Raw genomic sequence first — 17,306 nt, 5'->3', positions numbered from 1 at the left:
GAACAACTGCCCCCTACGAAAACCGTTAAACGAGCAGCGACAAACTGAATATTAACGCAAATTTCAACTCAGGTTGGCAAAGCACACCCTACCCCGCCCCCGTGCCTTGCGGTGTTGGTGCGCAGAGTCAGACCCGGACAGGCCATAGATCAGACTGATCACAACCTTGGCGCGCCTCAACCCAATTTGAGTAAATAGCAAAGGAGATATAACACCCCAGCTCGCCAGGATAAGAACTCCGATTTAAATCAGTTTCCATCGACCGACTGGAGTGGGATAGTCGTCAGAATAATCAGCACTTTTCAGACCTCAAAAGCGAAATGACTTCATTAATTTCGCAATCACCCAACTTCCGGTCGTGAGCCAGTCGCTCTAATCAAACAGAGGGGTGGCATAGTCTGCGACTAGTCGCAAACCGAGTCCGAACAAGTTCATCACTTATACATGTCCAGTTTGCAACATCGCAAGCTTCAGGCCACCACGCACTGAATCACATCCGCCTGAGGACGAGTGTATCATCAGGGTTGCCCACTCACGGGCGCGAGATGTACTGCCGACCGAGGTATCCATGCCAAATCCAGACCTGCTACTCAACGTCGTGATTGAGACGTCCTCCCTGCTCGACAAAGAGTCGACGACTTATCGACGCATCATGGCCGCGCGACTGCGCTGGGAGCATCTCTTTTCGATCGACGTCACTGAAGGACGACTAACGACGACGCAGCTCCGGGAAATCTGCGCCCGCAGAACTAGTAAATACATCGTTATAGTCGACGAATCCCATGAGATATCTGCGAACTATTTGCAGACGATGCTGACGCACCTACAGTCCAGAACCGTATATCTTGCCGAGCCGTACCGATACACTGGCACCATCCCCAAAAATCCCGCCACGACCACGCTCACCAACAGTTACGAGTATGCACAGGACTTTGATCTGCACGGCGTTGCCTTCAACACTGGACGTCTTGACGACGCACTAGACGCGCTTAACGACCTTGACAGGACTTCCCTCTACAACGCTTACCGGCTCTACTGGTCTATAAACAAAATTGACCGAGTTGAAACAGGCTACTCGATTGCCTCAGATACTAAATCCGCCATTGGTTACTCACCTGACGGCCCGTCGGGTAGGTTGCTTCCGATCATCGGTATGCCTTCCATAGCACTCAAGCTAAGAGTTCTACGACAGTTGGTCCTCTTTCTGCGAGGTTTGCGTGAATCACACAACTCGAGCATCGGACTCAGCCACCTGCGAGACCTCGTCAAAGGATTCAAGCTCGACGAGCATCTACAGCACGCCGAACATATGCACCCATTCGAATGCTCGATCATAAGATGGCTAGCAGACCCGGACAATAATTCGCAGCCGTTCAAACGACTCTCCGAGAGTGATGTGCACCTCAAGTTCTCCATCATCGACAGGGAAGCGCGCATCAATGAAACGACTAGCGGCGGAACGCGAGAAGCAAATGCACCCGAAGGCGTCGTTCTCCATTCCCTGCAACTCGGCTCGGAGACAGTCGAAATCCTTCGCACGTATGTCAAAGCGGATAAAGCTAACCGATCGCCGTCACCCGATACATACAATTTCTACAGTCGGGCGATCACCTCAGAATCAGGCATTCTATTCTTCGACCGCCCGATGCAGGCCGACGACAATGCCGAGTACCTCTATGACCATTTTCGACGCAACTATCCAGGGTTTCATAACATCCACTTCGCTCTCAACCCAAACTCACCAGACTGGGAGCGACTGGATTCAAAAGGGTTCAAATTAGTTCCATTCTTCTCCAATGATTTCTACGACATTTTTCTTCGCTCGGATCTCGTAGTGTCATCTCAGATATATAATCTCCGCCATAAAGGTAAGACCCTAGCAAACTCCCGATTCGTCTACCTTCAACACGGTGTCCAGCTGAATGACATGTCGAATTGGGTAGCTTCAAAGCATTTCGATATTTTTGTAGCAACCGGAAAGACTGAGGCCGACTACCTACGCACGGTAGCTCCACTCGAAACACTCAACTCTGGGATTCCGCGACTGCAAACATTAAAATCCACAAATGGCGAAACTGGCAATCTCTTGTTCATGCCGACCTGGCGTTTTAACCTCCACCAAGTCAGCCCGGAGAGCTTTCGAGAGAGCGCGTATTTCCAATCTATAGAGGAACTTATTACGGACCCCGATCTCCTCACTTATCTCGATGAAGCTGGCGCTACCCTTCAGGTCAAATTACACCCTAATGTAGATAAACGCGCTGACCAATTCAGTTTTAACGGTAGGGTGATTCATTCGAAGTCTAGCTACCGAGAGGCGATTTCCAGTGCTGACTTCGTCTTTACTGACTACAGTTCGGCCGTTATAGATGCGGCCTTTATTGAAACACCCATTGCCTATTACCAATGGGACACCACGGACTTCTTCGCGGAACAACCTTACGAAAGCCGCTTGGATTACAGCACGGACGCACTAGGACCTCTGTTCACCCGATTGCCCGACCTCCGGGACCACATCGTCACTCAATCGTATAAAACGTCCAACGAAAAGTACGCCGACCGGCGGAAGCGCTTCTTCGAGGGCGTTGAGCCCGAACTCATCAACGACAGAATTGTGGAGAGGATGCTGAGCCTTTGAAAGCACAGTTTCAAGCAATCAAGAGAAACGCGATCTCGAAGGCAAAGCAGCTAGCATATTCCCCGCCAGTGCGCGACACCGTCCGGACGGTATCTGCGGCTGGCTCGGCTGCGCCGTTTCGGCGCTTTGCGGAGCGGAAGGGATTAGAAGGGCATCTGAGACGCTTCACTTCTGAGTCACTACCGCGTGGGAAATTCTTTGCCAAGTTAATCATCAACGATTGGCAGAAATTCAATGGTCAGGCCTTTCGTCTCTATCAGGGTGATTCGGTGGTATACGGAAACGAGATCGAGCCACCCCCTAAAGGGCACCCATTGGAATATAGGAATATTATTGTTTCATCACCCGACACCACAAAGTTTCACTTAGACATAGATTCTCCGTACTCATTGACAATCGGACACGGGGCGTTCACCACTCCGCAACAGGTCGACTATGACAAAAAGTATCAAGTCGAACGGCACGGCAATGTACACTATTCCCTACGGGGCAATAGCGTTAATCCCAAACGATTGCTGATAACTTTTCCCGGTTTCGGTCCGTCGACTTCCCGCATCTCATATGCGGTTAGCTACCTAAAAGCAATCACTGATGAAGATTTATCCGAAACTTTGATGATCTGCTTCCAGGACCGCTACCTGACTGCCGGGTCCTACATGCTTATAGACAATTCCGGTCAACCACTGACGGATCGGGTCAATGCAGTGATTGACCAGTTCATCGAAGATCATCAAATCGCGTCCGACCAGATCATGTTCTTCGGCGCCTCTAAAGGCGGCAGCATTGCGATTCAGTACGCCGAGAATCACCCCGAGGCCCATCTTGTGGTGGTCGTGCCGCAAATGAACATACGATATTACTTGGACAAGCCATTTTTTCGGGACAATCTATTCCGCGAATCTCAGATGCATAAGCTTGTGCAGCCCGAACAACTCATCCGGTCGTATTTCCGACAAGGTCGTCGTATCGACTATTTTTACACGAACTCGGACGAGCAAAGCAATTATTCACTTATCGAGCTGATTGGCGACATTCCTGGTCTCACCAAGTATCGGATAAACGGGCGTCATGGAGACGTGGCGCGTGCTTCATTGCCAACGACTTTAGGAATCATTCGTCGATTCCTAGGCACGGGAAGAGCCCGGTCCACAAACGTTGAAGAAGTCAACACATATCAGTCGGGGTCCTCGCTGGGCGTTCAAGTTCGAATTGACGACTCCGGCATTCCGCGCAATGGTGTGAACTGGTACTTGTCGGGTAGGATCGGGCGATCAGGCTTTCGTCAAATTCTAACTGACCACAGCCTCCCGTTTATCAAATACACCGCAGATTCCCAACATTTGCTACCGATCATCGATGATCTATCCGGGATCGACGGGGTAGTAGCCAGCTCCGAGGACGGCGATCAGTGGATCGCTTCGCTGCCTAACAGTGTCAGTCTCGATATCGACCACGCTGAACGCCGAGACTTTCCTACGGAACGGCTCAGACTAGAAACATCGGGCAGGACAACGTATGCGATTTTGCGCGGTGATTTTGTAGCCCAATTCAATTATGACTGTCGTCGCGGGATTGGCAATGCCGACCGAATTGACGTTTACGTTGTGGATGACCTCGATTACTCGGACATTGGCGAGCAAAGGCATCGAACCGATGCCCGATTTGTCGCTGTTGTCGAATGCTCCCAGAATGAGGATCTGCTCGAGCTGATGATTCAGAGACTGCACGTCGCGTCGAACTGTTCCGCCGTTTCGGTTCTCCGCTACGACCAGGTCGACCCGCCCGCAGGTGAGAGCGTCGCCTTCGGTGGTGTTGAAGACCATTCGGTCATCGCTGAAATTTGAGGGGACTCACCCAGTTGGCTGTGTCCTTGAACTAGCGTCGCGTCGCACAACAGCAGTACCTCTATTTTTCCGACGGTCTCGGGGCCTACTTACGCATGGCGTCTACTTCTTCGAAGACAATCTTGAGGGGCGGGTTCTAAACGTGGGTCAGCGAGATCCCGGGTCAAGCAATGAACCAACCTAGTCAGCAAAACATTGACTGGCAATCATCGTCCTGTAGTCATCATGCATGACGCGTTCTCGTTAACGCCTTGGGCTGGGTGGCGCTACACAGTTCACCCGCTAGTCTGTTCGCTGCAGATGGCTTCCAAAAGGGCGAGTAGAACCGGCTTAGGAGCTGCTGCAAGTTGCTCGACAACGGTGATTCTCCCAAGGTGTTTTATTACAGTGGAGACCACGGTTGTCCCAGATGCAATAAAAGCAGGCCGCAGGCGCACGCAAATGCACTCTTACACGTGCCCGTCAGTTGTTTAGTTACCCCAGGTTACAATATTCTCCCAAGGTGATACATCTGTTTAAAGGCAATAGTCACATCAGCCTGTGTGCGGCCAGCGGTACACCTTATGACTGTGGCCTAGGCTCAAGCCTGCCTCTCATAACCGAAACGACTTAGTATTTTCGATACGAGACTTTTGCTAGCTCCCACACGCGCTCTTGCAGGAGTGATAGCTCGCACTTTTTCAGCTTCGGGGACAACAGCAGCTTCCGGTTCAAGACTTTCTGTAAGCGCCCAGTACTCTTCGTTCACCTGAACAGTTGACGAATCAGGTTTGTAAGGAGGCCCCACGAACGAAAGGTGAGGCCGCTCCCAAGCAATATTCTGGCGAACCATTCTGGCGGGGCTTCCGACTGCTATGCAATTGTTTGAAATCCTTCCAGTGACAATACTTCCGAATCCGATCACTGAGCCAGGTCCGATATCGGCTCCGCCCAATACCACTACTTGAGCTCCTAACCAGACGTGATTGCCGATGTATATGTCTCTCGCAGGATTTATCCTCTTCCCAGTTTCGACGTCAAAAATCGGATGACCGTCGTCTGCGCGCACCTGGTTTTGGCTCGCCAGCATTACATCGTCTCCGAATTCCACCGTCGCCCCTTCGACAGCGCTGACAATGCACCGCGTCGTCGACGTCACATCGGAGCCGACTATGACTTGAGCATCTTCACCAATCCTAATACTCATGGAAAAGCCGTGTTTAGAGTTCGGCCCGATCGTCAACAGGCCATTATTGCAATCGAAGACAACTTGCAATTCTTTCAACTTCGCATCGGGATCTACGATAATACGATTGTTTTTACCTCTAAAGGTAACGGAGACTCTCTTAGAATACCTATTTGGGCTCTCAATAGTATTTCCATCCTCATCGATGTAATCGGCGATTTCCTCAAGTTTCTTCATGAGTTGATACTACTCGAATAACACCTGGTGAGGCGTCTCCTACCATTCGATGCTCCGATCACGCCGCTAGTTGATCCTGTGCAAAATCTCGTCGCCAATCGACCTGTAGTCGGCATCACGGAAGTGGAACGGCTGCGGTCCCCACTTGTGGTTTCTGTCGATCCGAAGCTCACGGCTCTCTCGGAAAACTGACGACGCTGTCAGCGATCGCGCTTCACTACGGTACCGGATGTATTCCGCATTGGCTGACAGCGCCCGATCAGCATAATCTTCTGCTTCGGTCGGTTTGAGATTTCGCAGGTTCTGCCATACTTCGCCCAATCCACGACCTCGTGAGAGCTCCCGGCCTGCCTCGCGTGAACCTCTCTGGAGCCGACGCCACTGCCGCCCTGCCTTAGCGAATCCATCGTTCTGTGGATGCTGGGCTCCGTCGACAGCTCCGGCCCATTCGATATCGAGGAGGATCGTCTTCTCCCATAGCCCTGCGGCCCTGAGTTCCTTGATGAGCGTGGTGAAGCCTGTGCTCCACCGTGTGAAGTGCTCATCAGTGCCGAACTCGATCAATCGAGCCCCATTGCGACGTGCCGCGCGGGCGGCGCCGCACGATTCCACCTCGATCGAGTTCGTCATGGTCGTGCCGTTGGGGAACTTCCAGAATCCTCGTCTTTCATCGACCAAGTCGAGGAGGACGACGTCCAGATCGTCTGCATGCTTGACGATCCTCTCAATGCCGCTCCCCTTGAGGTCGCTGGTGACCATTCGCTTCTGGAAAGCAGAGGTCAGATCGCTGAGATCGATTCCAGCTGTCCCGTGCGGAGACTCCAAGCTCGTCACCGAGTGCCTGGCCACATAGGACACGACCTCGGCTTCGGGCATGAATTCTGCTGTATCCCGGCTCACGCAGGAGCCGAATATTGCAATCTTCATCGGTTCGAATCCTGGTGAACGACGTGAGAATCATCTTCCTGCCGCAAGCGCTGCCGCTCCTCGTAGCGTTCGTCGGCGATCTGGCGCGCGCGAGATGCGAGCCTCCGGCCGGTGAAGTCATCAGCAGCTGCAATCGCCGAGGCACGGTCACTCGGGTTCGCGGCCCTCAGAACGACCCGTTTCTTACTAGGGTTCAATCGCAACGGCGGGGCATCTGTGATTCGCGGTGCACTCACTGTCTGAGATGCAGGCTTGGGCAACGCTGGGAACTTGGCCTTCGGCATCTCAGCGTCGAAGGACTTCGGCCAGACCTGCTCTTCGGCGGCAGCCAACATCGGAGTCGGAGTCTCTTCAACCTCGTCGACCGTGTCCTGTCGCTTCACATGACGTGCCGCAGCCGCCTTCTTCTTGGAAGGGCGCGCCGCATGACGCGGGATAGGGTTCCTGATGAGTTCGGGTTCGAGGATGTTGATCTCCTCTTTGACCGCGTTGCCCACGACATCGGCGAGGAGCTTGTCAGCGATGTCTTCCTTGCCTTTTGCGACGTTCCACGCCCACCACCGGTATTTCTCTGCAACGGCCTCGGCAGGGCCGTTCATGAGTATCTCGCCTCGATGCATCCAGACCGCGCGGGTACACAGCTCCTGAATCACCTTGGCAGCGTGGTTGACCAGCAGAACCGTCCCCGCTTCAGCGAGGAGCTCATCCATCGCACGTTCACTGCGCTCAGCGAAGGTCGCATCACCCGTCGACAGGGCTTCGTCGATGAGCAGAATCTTCGGTCGCGCAGCCAGGGCGATGGCAAATCGAAGCCTGGCGCCCATGCCAGAAGAATAGGTTCCCATCGGCCGATGGATTGCCGACCCCAACGCCGAAAGCTCAACGACATAGTCAAACGCTTCGGCCGCCTCTTCGGGTGACAGCCCCATCGCCAGACATCCGAGGCGAACGTTCTCACTTCCGGACAGCGCCGGCTGCAGAGCAGCGCTGACACCGAGCAGAAGCGGCTGATAACGGACGAGGATGCGGCCTCGATCCGGCTGTTCGACGCCTGCGACATTGCGCAGGAACGTCGACTTGCCAGAGCCGTTCGCTCCGACGATGCCCACCATCTCTCCCTCGCGGGCAACGAAGTTGACTCCACGCAGTGCTCGCACGGTGGTCTGGCCTTGCCGCCCGACGACCGAGTTCGTCAGTCGTCGGATTCCGGTTGCCTTGCTGCCCGGATCGTTGGTGTTGACGGTGTACCGGACTTGGACGTTCTCCGCGATGATCGTGGGGTCCTGGATCTCAGAGTCGACCATAGTTCTCCTCCCCTCTCCAGAAGAACAGGAATCCGACGATGAGCAGACCGAAAGCCCAGACTGTGCCGACGATCCACATCTTCGGATCCGAATCGACTCCGTAGAGCAGCGAGTTGCGCACCAGCGTGAGATAAGCATGCATCGGGTTGTACTGCATTGCTTCCAAGAGTGCCGGATGATTGCCCAGGCGGTCCTCAATGGAGAAGAACACTCCCGAGCCGTAGAGCCAGAATCGGCTGACAATCGACATGAAGTTCGTGAGGTCCGGAACCTTGTGACCAAGCCGCGCAAGGAAGCAAGCGAGGCCGACGTTGAAGATCGTCTGCAGAACAATGACCGGGATGACGAGGATGACACGCCAGGTGATGACTTCAAGCGGGGGCACCACTGCCAGCACGATGACCATGACGAGCAACGTCGGCATGAAGTCAAGGAAATTGCGGACAACAGTGGAGATCGGGAGTGCGGCACGGGGAAATTGGAATCCCTTGATCATCGACGCGCCGGAACGGATCGCTCCGGTTCCGCCGGTCATGCACTTGCCGGTGTACCCGAAGAAGAACACTCCGACGACGAGAAATCCGAGGAAGTTCGGAACACCTCGAGAGGTCTGCAGGATGAATCCGAAGATGAACCAAAACGCGAGCACCGAAAGCAGTGGATTGAGGAACAGCCACCCGTAGCCGAGTATGTTCTTCCTCGTCGAGCTCGACATCTTGGCTCGGGACTCGGCGATGATGAAGTGGCGACGGTTCCACAGCGCGGCGAGGTAGCTGCTCAGACTCGTCCGTCGTCCGACGGGCACGAGACCTTCACTCGACACGGAAGGGATCGAGCTCAGCCCGAGGGGGTTCTTCGTCTCACTCATCGCACATCACTCCCCACGAGTTGAGAATAGACCTGCCCATATCGTCGTCCGATTTCCTTCCACCTGCGAGTCGCAAGAACGTGTGCTCGACCATTGTCTCCGAATCTTGCCCGCGCAGTGTCATCGGCGGCGAGTTCGGACAGCAGTTCCGCGAGCTTATGCGGGTTCTCCGGCGGGGTCGCCAAACCTGCGCTGTCCGGAACCAGTTCACGCAGTGCCGGCAGGTCGGAGATCACCACGGGTCTGGCAAGCCCCATCGCTTCGATCGGTTTGATCGGAGTGACCAAACGACAGACCGGTTCATCCTTGCGCGGCACGACGATGGCATCGAGCGCGAGTTGGTACTCAAGTGCCTGGGCTTGGGAGACTCGGCCTGTGAACACTGCGCTCTTTCCCAGGACCGCACCGCGTTCTCGCAGTTCCGGCAGGGCGACACCGTCGCCGGCGATGAGGAGCCGCAGGTCCGTCCCTTGGCTGCGGGCGAGGATGACGGCGTCGACAAGGTCGTCGAGGCCCTCATAACCGACGATCGACGCCGCCGTGCCGACCCAGATTCCGTCGCCGGGCAGGCCAAGGCTTTTTCTCACATCGGCCGGAGTGCGGGTGACATCGGTGTCGACGACTGCTTCGGATACCGAGTTTGGGATGAGTGTGATGGTATCTGCCGGAACTCCCCCAGCAATCAGGTGCTCACGCATCGTCTTGCCCAAAGTGATGACAGCGTCGGCCGCTGTTGCGACTTCGATCTCCTTCGACCGCATCATGGCGAACCGCTGGCTCTCCCGACGCGCGATCCGATCTGCGGGAGTGCTGCCTGCAGCGGCCCAAGTCTCCTCGAGAACTCCGCGGACCTCATAGACCCACGGCAGTCCAACGGCTCTGGCGGCAGCCCCGGTAGCCAAACCGTTGACATAGTGCGTGGTGGTGTGAAGGAGGTCGACGTGACGTTCCAGAGCTTGGTCCGCGATCCATGCCGCCTGGTCCGCGAGACGCGAAGTAGGTATGGCCGCAGGACGGAGCGGCACGTCACGCAGGTAGTCGATTCCATCGACGGATTCGACAGCGTCTTGGCTCAGCCGCCCGATCGTCACCGGATAGGAGGGACGAGTAACGGCCGCAACCTGGTACCCGGCGTCTTTCAGAGTAGAGAGGATGAGGTGGCTGCGGTAGGCGTAGCCCGATCGGGTATGAGGCAATGAGTTCGTCAGCACGTGCAGGGACGAGGAAGGACCAGTACCTGACTGAAGTGCGGGACGGGCAATGAGGTACGCATCGGTGTCTGGCCACCAGCCAGGTGACATCGACTTTCGCTCAGCCGAGAGGCGTTTCCTGCGTTTACCGTCGGGGAGGACTCTGATCGCTTCGTCGATATTGCCTTGGGTCCAGAGAATGCGGGACCGCAACTGTGGGGCGGATTCGAGTGAGTCCGCAATGCGATCAGCGGCGTCGAGCATGCCGAGGTTGAGCGCGATCTCTCCGAGCAGGCGTGAGGAGGCAGAAGAACTGGAGACCAGTGACTTCGCCGCTGTCTCTTCTCCGAGCAGCCACGCGGAAGCCGCCTGACTGGCGTCACCCGGCAGACGCCCGAGTGCGTGTCCGACGAAACGCGAGGCGGGGCCCGGCAGTCGACGTGCCAACTGCATACCGAAGAACACTCGATCGTCATTGAGATGACCTGCCGTCGTCACGATGACGTTCGTCAGCTGTCGGGCAAGGAAGCGCAGATTCACGACACCACCTGCCGAAGGATGCGTTCGTATGTATGCCCCATGGCAGCTGCCGAAGCATTCCGAATCACCCAGTCGCGCGGATTCTGTCCTGCCTGAGGATTCGTGCCGAATTTCTCACCGGCTTCGACTCGAGCTCGCATCCGCGTCATGGCCGCTGCGACTGAATCGGTGTCGCCGGGGATCGCAACTTCTCCTGCCGCGGTCTGCGTGATGATATCGGCTGCCTCACCAGCGACTACTCCAAGGATGGGAATTCCACGAGCCATCAGTGAATAGAGCTTCGACGGCACGGTGCATTCATAGGATTCGAGTGAGCTGAGGCTGACGAGCCCGGCGTCTGCCCACTCCCAATGGCCCGCGAGTTCGGCGCCGGCGATCTGCGGATGGAATTCCACCGGTACCCCATATTCCGCAGCGACGGTCTTGAGTTCGGCAGTATCGACGCCGCCGCCGACGATGCGCAGTCGCACACCCTCGGTGCGAGCCAGAGCACGAATCGAGGTGCTGAGGTCCTGAGACCGACCGACAGTGCCCACATACAGCAGATTGAGTCCACTGCGATCGGCAACCGTACCGCGGTTGGCCGTATCCCGGGGGACACCGGTCTCGTCGGCGTCAGGGATGAGAGGAATCGCCCCCGTGGCAGTCAGCCCGGATGCACCCTCCAACTCGGCCGGTGAGACTCCGCTGCGGACCACCTCGGCGGTCACCCCACGCTGTTCCAAGCGATGTTTGAATCCCTCCGTGGTGACGACCACGACCGCCGCACGCCGTTGAGCACGAGTGAGCAGGTCCGGCAGAAGCCGATGCTCGAGGCTCCGCGTCAGCGTCCCCGGAAGATACTTCCCGAGTGCTCCTGTAACCAAGTTCATCTCCGAGATGAGGTCCGGCCACGCATCGCGCACTTCAGCGATGTGCGGCACCCGCAGCAGTCGCGACAAGGTGTCCCCCGCCAGCAGAAACGGCAGTGCCGGAGTCGTGGAGACGATGACATCGGGGCGCATTCTGCCTCGCAGCCGATCGATGACCGCCGACATCGCGCCAGTTGCCGATACCGTCTGGTCGAGCAGCTGACGAGCCATTGACGACCCACTGTGCAGATAGGGCACGCGGAGGATCCGCTCACCATCGATTCCGGTGTCCCAGGTGCCGCCGAGGCGCACGTCGACTCGCTTCCGCCCGCGACCGACTCGAGAGCCGAAGAATCCGTTCCGGTCGGAATACGGGTAGTGCGGGTGTGGTGCCACCGTGATGACGTCGTGTCCGACTGCGCGCAGGTGGTCGACGAGGATCCTCCACCGTCGCTGCGGTGCGCCGACCTCGGGATAGTAGTAATGGCTGAGCAGAACGATTCTCATGCAGTGACCACCTCCGTACGGGCGCGACGATTCAACCACATGGGCAGAAGCGCGTAGAGGGCGAGTAATCCGACCCAGAACACATGAGCCGGATAGGTCGTCGCGGTATTTCCGCTGATGAGGGTCGGAACGGCCATAATGCAGGCGAGGACGCTCAATGCGGCGTGGAAGAGCGAAACGGAACCGTGTGGCCACCCTGCTTGCTGGATCCGCTGGTAGATGTGTTCGCGATGAGGCAGGAGAATATTCTCTCCCCGGAAGAGTCTCAGGACCAAAGTGAGTCCCACGTCGAAGAGGACGAAGATCATCGGCGCGATGATGACGACGATCGGGACGCCTTGGACGAACAGCCACACTGCGAGAGCGAAGACGGCCGCGCCGATTCCGTAGCTTCCCGTGTCTCCGAGGAAAGCTTTGGCCCGCCCGAGATTGAATGGCAGGAACCCGACAGCGGCACCGGCCAATGCCAGAGCAAGCAGTGCGATGTCGTTCTCGCCCACCCAGGAACTGACGAAGGCGAACCATCCGGCGGTAACGATGGTCCACCCGGTGACATAGCCATTGAGCCCGTCGACGAAGTTCACAGCATTGACAGTGGTCACTCCGATAAAGGCGAAAGCGATGACGTGAGCGATTCCCTGTGTTGAGAACATTGCGATGATCGCGCTGAACAGCAGAGCCAGGATGGCCTGTCCGATTAAACGCCCGGCGGGGCGCAGGGAGTCGAGGTCGTCGCTCATCCCGATGGCCGAATAGCACCAGGTCAGCACCAGGAAACCGATCGGCAGGAGGACGCCGCCGAGGCCGAATACTCCGTCTTCGCTGACGCTCCAAACCATGGCGAGAACTGCGGCCACGGTGATGCCGCAGCCGATGGCGATTCCCCCACCGCGTACGGTCGACAGAGTATGCGAGGAGCGATGAGAGGGAACATCGACAACCCCCGCTCTCCGCAGCAGCGGAAAGGCGATGAGGGCGCTGAGAGCCGTGACCACCGCGGCCACAACCAGGATCACCAGCGACTGCAAAGCCATCAGAGGCCGACTCCGGTGTCATGAGGATGTGCGCCCGGCTCGGAGGCTCTTGATGACGTCGCTGCTGGTTCGATGGCCGCCGCTGCGTCATCGGTGACCGGGGCTGCCTCGGAGTCGAGGAGACTCGTCAAGCGCTCCTCGAGGGCCGTCCGGTGAGTGAAGACCTGCGGATCACGAGATTCAGCGACCAGGGCGCCGAGCTTCTCCAGATCGATCGGAGCGATCGGCACCTGAGTGATCAGCGGATGATTGGGTCTGCTGTCGACTTCCCCCGGCGACAGCAGCGCTTCAGTGAGCTTCTCCCCCGGGCGCAGACCCGTGTACACGATCTGCGCATCGCTGCGGCCCGACAGCGCGATCACTCGCCTGGCGAGGTCAGCGATGCGGATCGGTTCGCCCATATCGAGGACCAAGGTCTCTCCGGGGCAGCCGATCGCCGCTGCCTGCAGAACGAGCTCACATGCCTCATCGGCAGTCATGAAGTAGCGAGTGACCTCGGGGTCGGTGACGGTCACGGGGTCGCCGGCCGCCACCTGAGCCACAAAAGTTTCGAGCACGGAACCCCGGGAGCCGAGCACATTGCCGAAGCGCACCGACATATACCGTCGTCCGGTTACCGCGGCCACCGAGGCGATCGCCCGCTCGATGGAGAACTTCGTCCGCCCCAGAACCGAGGTCGCGCCAGCGGCCTTGTCGGTGGAGATGTGGACGAAGGAATCGACTTCGTGAGCCACGGCTGCGCTGAGCAGATCGAGGCTGGCACCGACATTCGTGCGTACCGCCTGCTCAGGGAAGCGCTCGAGGAAAGTCAGGTGTTTGAGAGCCGCGGCGTGGAATATGATGTCCGGCTTCGCCTCGGCGACGAGGGCATCAATGAACGCCGGATCCCGCAGATCCCCGAGGACGAGGTCATCACTGGTCAGAAGGGCTGAACCCTCAAGTCCGAGCTCGGTGGCATGCAGTCCGGATTCGTCCCTGTCGGTCATGATGAGTCGTGCCGGGTCGAACCGGGCGACCTGACGGCACAGCTGTGAACCGATTGAGCCGCCTGCCCCGGTCACAAGGACGACTTTGCCGGTGATCGCCGAGGCGATGTCGTCGATATTCGTCGAGATCGGTTTGCGTCCGATGAGGTCTTCGAGGCTGACATCGCGGAAGCTTCGGTGACGCAGGTCGGCGACGTCGTGGGCGTCCGGCTCGGGACGCGCCAACGCGGAGTCCGAGAGCTTCGGCATGATCTTGATCTCGACCGGTCGGGATTCGAGATTCGAAGCGATAAGGGAGAGTTCCTCGGGAGGCAGGTCAGAGATCGCAATGATGACGGCCCCGGCACCGGTGCGATCGACATGGGCGGCGATGTCCGCGATCGGTCCGAGCACGCGAATTCCGTTGTAGCGCAGATGCCGCTTGGCAGGGTCATCGTCGAGGATGCCGACAGCGACGAATTCGTTGTGCGAGTCCTGAGCGATCATATCGAGGGCGAGCATGCCCTGGTCCCCCGCGCCGACGACGATCGTGGGCCGAGATGCGCCGGACGAGGTGAGGCTGCGTTGCCTCATGTTGCGGCGAAGCCAGTTCTCGAGGCTCTTGACCACGACCATGAGCGCTCCCGCCGTGATGGGGACGCTGGTCGGGATGAGCAGTTGACGGGCAAGGGCGAACTCGGCAACCCACATGATGCCGACGCCCAGTGCAACGGTGCCCACGATGGCTGCGAACTGATCGGTCGATCCCCGTCGGTAGCGACCGCGGTAGATCGCCAGAGGCCCTCCGATGAGGAAGACGACCAAAGCGATTGCCGAACAGACGAACATGCCCGGTGCATTGACGAGATGAGTGTGGAAGTCGTACCGCACAAGTGTCATGGCCACGACGAGGAACGCGAAGACGAGACCATCGATGAGTGACAGCGCCATGGCTCTGCCGTGCCGCCTCATTGGGGTCCGTGTGGGAATGGGGTCAGACTTGCTTCCCACGGTCCTCTTTTCGTCCTGATTTCCCCGTCCGGCTTCGCGAAGCCGCTTGCAACTTTCCGATTGTACTATTGGCGTTAACAGGTTTCACACATAAATGACGATGTGAACTTTGAGCGTCGATAGCCGTCGACTGGCTTCGATTCACTTCCCCGTTTCTCACCCTAACTACCGCCGAGAGGACCCGATTCGTGCCCCGAACACCGCTTCGCACACTGAGGACCGCCGTGTGGCATCTGCGAAACGGCGGGATCAGCCAAGTCGCGAAGTGGCGTCGCCGCCGCTCGTTGGTCCAAGGAGCCGCAGAAGCCTCCGCCGAGGTCGCCACGGGAAGCCTGTCAGCGGAGGTCCTCGCGGAGCTGTTCCCTCCCCTGCCGGTGCAGCATCGCCTTCCGGTCTTCGAACAGTTGTCGGTCGGAGTCGTCCTCGACGAGTTCTCGACCGAGAGCTTCGGTTATGAGTGGTCGCTCCGACCGCTGTCGCCGACACATTGGTCGACCGAGCTCGACGGTCTCGACTTCGTCTTCGTCGAGTCCGCCTGGAGCGGCAACGACGGTCAGTGGAAATTCAAGCTCACGAGCCCGTCGGGTCCGAGCACAGAAATCACCGATCTGCTCGGCGAGTGCCGTCGCCGAGGCATTCCGACCGTCTTCTGGAACAAAGAGGATCCCCCGCACTTCGAGGACTTCCTGCCGCTGGCACAGAAGTTCGACGTCGTCTTCACCAGCGATGTCAGACTGATCCCCGAATATCGCTCCAGACTCGGTCACGACAGGGTCGCCGCCCTGCCCTTCGCCGCACAGCCGGCGGTCCACAATCCCTCACGTCCTGCGCGGAATGCCGCCGCCAGGGACATTGCCTTTGCGGGCATGTACTTCGCCCACAAGTATCCAGAGCGCAGGGAGCAGATGGACCTGCTGCTCGGTGCCGCTGCCGCCGTTTCACCGAGGATGCAGTACGGGCTGGAGATCTTCTCCCGGTTCCTCGGCAACGATGAGCGGTATCAATTCCCAGGTAACTTGGCCGGACGTGTGGTCGGGTCGCTTCCGTACCGCAATCTGCTCACGGCATATAAGCACTTCAAGGTCTTCCTCAACGTCAACTCCGTCACCGACTCTCCGAGCATGTGCGCACGCAGGATCTTCGAGATCAGTGCCGCCGGCACCCCCGTCGTCACCACTCCGAGTACGGCGACTCGAGATTTCTTCCCCACCACCGAGGTCCCTCAGCCTGAGACTCAGGAAGAAGCGGAGTGGACTCTGCGTGCCTATGTGCGCAGTCCTGAGCTGAGAGACCGCACCGTCCATCTTGCCCAACGACGCATCTGGGCCGAGCACACCTACACTCATCGAGCGATGACGGTGATGGATTCGCTCGGCTTGGACTATTCGCAGCCATTCCCCACCTCAGTCTCGGCTGTGGTGTCGACGAATCGTCCCGACCACCTCGGCGAGGTTCTGCGCACCCATGCCGCGCAGCTGCACACGGATCGGGAACTCGTGTTGGTAACCCACGGGTTCGCGGCACCAGCCGATCTGCGTGCCCGCGCAGCAGAAGCAGGGATCGAGCATCTGCAGATCGTCGAGGTCGACTCCGCGCAGCCGTTGGGGGTCTGCCTCAATCGCGGAGTTCAGGCGGCCTCCGGGGCCGTCATCGCGAAGATGGACGATGACGATGTCTACGGAGCGCACTATCTGGGCGACCAGCTTGCGGCACTGCGCTATTCGAATGCCGATCTCGTCGGCAAGCAGGCACACTATCTGCACATTCGGGGCCGTGACATCGTCATCTGCCGATTCCCCGAACGCGAGCACCGGTTCACCGACCTCGTCATGGGGCCGACTCTGATGACGCATCGGTCGACGCTGTTGGACAACCCGTTTGCGGAGCGCACCCTCGGTGAGGACACGGAGCTCCAGCAGCGGCTCATCGCCTCCGGAGCTCGGATCTACTCGGCGGACAGGTTCAACTTCGTCCAGGTCCGTGGCGACCATGCCCATACGTGGAGCGTCGACGACAGCCACCTGTTGGCCAACGGGGACGTCCACTCATTCGGATACGCTCCGGACCACTACTGCTTCTGAGGTTCCACTCGTCGGCGCTCTCCTGATCGCTCTCCCTGCCCGAATCGAGGGGCCGCGGAATTCTTCGTATGCCCCAGGTGAACTGTTGGTGAAATGGGCGGTTTCGGTCTGATCCGGTCAGTAGCGTGGCGGTCATGCTGTGAA

Annotated in this window: 11 protein-coding genes; 3 read left to right on the top strand and 8 right to left on the bottom strand. The window is 58.1% G+C overall.

Annotation, left to right across the window (positions count from 1 at the left end; all coding sequences use genetic code 11):
• The first annotated feature begins 568 nt into the window (after positions 1 to 568).
• Both D3I60_RS14580 and D3I60_RS14575 read left to right on the top strand, forming a co-directional pair.
• On the top strand, positions 569 to 2,638 hold the full coding sequence (locus D3I60_RS14580; RefSeq protein WP_262777002.1) for a CDP-glycerol glycerophosphotransferase family protein: 2,070 nt from the start codon (positions 569 to 571) through the stop codon (positions 2,636 to 2,638).
• Positions 2,635 to 4,482, top strand: coding sequence for a hypothetical protein (locus tag D3I60_RS14575; protein WP_262777001.1), 1,848 nt, complete (start codon positions 2,635 to 2,637; stop codon positions 4,480 to 4,482). Before D3I60_RS14580 ends, D3I60_RS14575 begins: the two co-directional genes overlap by 4 nt.
• Before the next feature lie 580 nt (positions 4,483 to 5,062).
• Here D3I60_RS14575 and D3I60_RS14570 read toward each other — a convergent pair.
• The 8 genes from D3I60_RS14570 to D3I60_RS14535 all read right to left on the bottom strand — a co-directional run bounded on the left by D3I60_RS14570 (position 5,063) and on the right by D3I60_RS14535 (position 15,021).
• Positions 5,063 to 5,884, bottom strand: a complete 822-nt coding sequence (locus D3I60_RS14570; RefSeq protein WP_262777000.1) for an acyltransferase — start codon at positions 5,882 to 5,884, stop codon at positions 5,063 to 5,065.
• A gap of 66 nt (positions 5,885 to 5,950) precedes the next feature.
• A complete protein-coding gene (locus D3I60_RS14565) occupies positions 5,951 to 6,811 on the bottom strand; it encodes a DUF6270 domain-containing protein (RefSeq protein ID WP_262776999.1) in 861 nt (286 codons plus the stop codon).
• Positions 6,808 to 8,115 carry an ABC transporter ATP-binding protein gene (locus D3I60_RS14560; protein ID WP_262776998.1) on the bottom strand — a complete coding sequence of 436 codons (1,308 nt, stop codon included), beginning with the start codon at positions 8,113 to 8,115 and terminating at the stop codon, positions 6,808 to 6,810. Before D3I60_RS14560 ends, D3I60_RS14565 begins: the two co-directional genes overlap by 4 nt.
• A complete protein-coding gene (locus D3I60_RS14555) occupies positions 8,102 to 8,983 on the bottom strand; it encodes an ABC transporter permease (RefSeq protein WP_262776997.1) in 882 nt (293 codons plus the stop codon). The genes D3I60_RS14560 and D3I60_RS14555 overlap by 14 nt, the downstream gene beginning before the upstream one ends.
• The gene (locus D3I60_RS14550) at positions 8,980 to 10,713 is read right to left on the bottom strand and encodes a glycosyltransferase family 4 protein (protein WP_262776996.1); all 1,734 of its coding nucleotides are present in this window, start codon (positions 10,711 to 10,713) and stop codon (positions 8,980 to 8,982) included. Before D3I60_RS14550 ends, D3I60_RS14555 begins: the two co-directional genes overlap by 4 nt.
• Positions 10,710 to 12,071 carry a glycosyltransferase family 4 protein gene (locus D3I60_RS14545; protein WP_262776995.1) on the bottom strand — a complete coding sequence of 454 codons (1,362 nt, stop codon included), beginning with the start codon at positions 12,069 to 12,071 and terminating at the stop codon, positions 10,710 to 10,712. Before D3I60_RS14545 ends, D3I60_RS14550 begins: the two co-directional genes overlap by 4 nt.
• Positions 12,068 to 13,105, bottom strand: coding sequence for an MraY family glycosyltransferase (locus tag D3I60_RS14540; protein WP_262776994.1), 1,038 nt, complete (start codon positions 13,103 to 13,105; stop codon positions 12,068 to 12,070). Before D3I60_RS14540 ends, D3I60_RS14545 begins: the two co-directional genes overlap by 4 nt.
• Complete coding sequence (locus tag D3I60_RS14535) at positions 13,105 to 15,021, bottom strand: polysaccharide biosynthesis protein (RefSeq protein WP_262776993.1); 1,917 nt, start codon at positions 15,019 to 15,021, stop codon at positions 13,105 to 13,107. Before D3I60_RS14535 ends, D3I60_RS14540 begins: the two co-directional genes overlap by 1 nt.
• A gap of 284 nt (positions 15,022 to 15,305) precedes the next feature.
• On the opposite strand from D3I60_RS14535, the gene D3I60_RS14530 reads away from it, so the two are divergent.
• A complete protein-coding gene (locus D3I60_RS14530; protein WP_262776992.1) occupies positions 15,306 to 17,162 on the top strand; it encodes a glycosyltransferase family protein in 1,857 nt (618 codons plus the stop codon).
• Positions 17,163 to 17,306 lie beyond the last annotated feature (144 nt).

The organism is Brevibacterium permense (assembly GCF_025506275.1).
Classification (GTDB): domain Bacteria; phylum Actinomycetota; class Actinomycetes; order Actinomycetales; family Brevibacteriaceae; genus Brevibacterium; species Brevibacterium permense_A.
Note: the sequence above shows the minus strand (reverse complement) of the source record. Positions and strands in the feature narration are given on the sequence as shown.

What these genes read in the sequence shown, in the direction of transcription:
- D3I60_RS14560 (WP_262776998.1), bottom strand. Translation starts at nt 8,115, where the DNA reads ATGGTCGACTCTGAGATCCAGGACCCCACGATCATCGCGGAGAACGTC.
- D3I60_RS14570 (WP_262777000.1), bottom strand. Translation starts at nt 5,884, where the DNA reads ATGAAGAAACTTGAGGAAATCGCCGATTACATCGATGAGGATGGAAAT.
- D3I60_RS14555 (WP_262776997.1), bottom strand. Translation starts at nt 8,983, where the DNA reads ATGAGTGAGACGAAGAACCCCCTCGGGCTGAGCTCGATCCCTTCCGTG.
- D3I60_RS14580 (WP_262777002.1), top strand. Translation starts at nt 569, where the DNA reads ATGCCAAATCCAGACCTGCTACTCAACGTCGTGATTGAGACGTCCTCC.
- D3I60_RS14565 (WP_262776999.1), bottom strand. Translation starts at nt 6,811, where the DNA reads ATGAAGATTGCAATATTCGGCTCCTGCGTGAGCCGGGATACAGCAGAA.
- D3I60_RS14545 (WP_262776995.1), bottom strand. Translation starts at nt 12,071, where the DNA reads ATGAGAATCGTTCTGCTCAGCCATTACTACTATCCCGAGGTCGGCGCA.
- D3I60_RS14535 (WP_262776993.1), bottom strand. Translation starts at nt 15,021, where the DNA reads ATGGCGCTGTCACTCATCGATGGTCTCGTCTTCGCGTTCCTCGTCGTG.
- D3I60_RS14540 (WP_262776994.1), bottom strand. Translation starts at nt 13,105, where the DNA reads ATGGCTTTGCAGTCGCTGGTGATCCTGGTTGTGGCCGCGGTGGTCACG.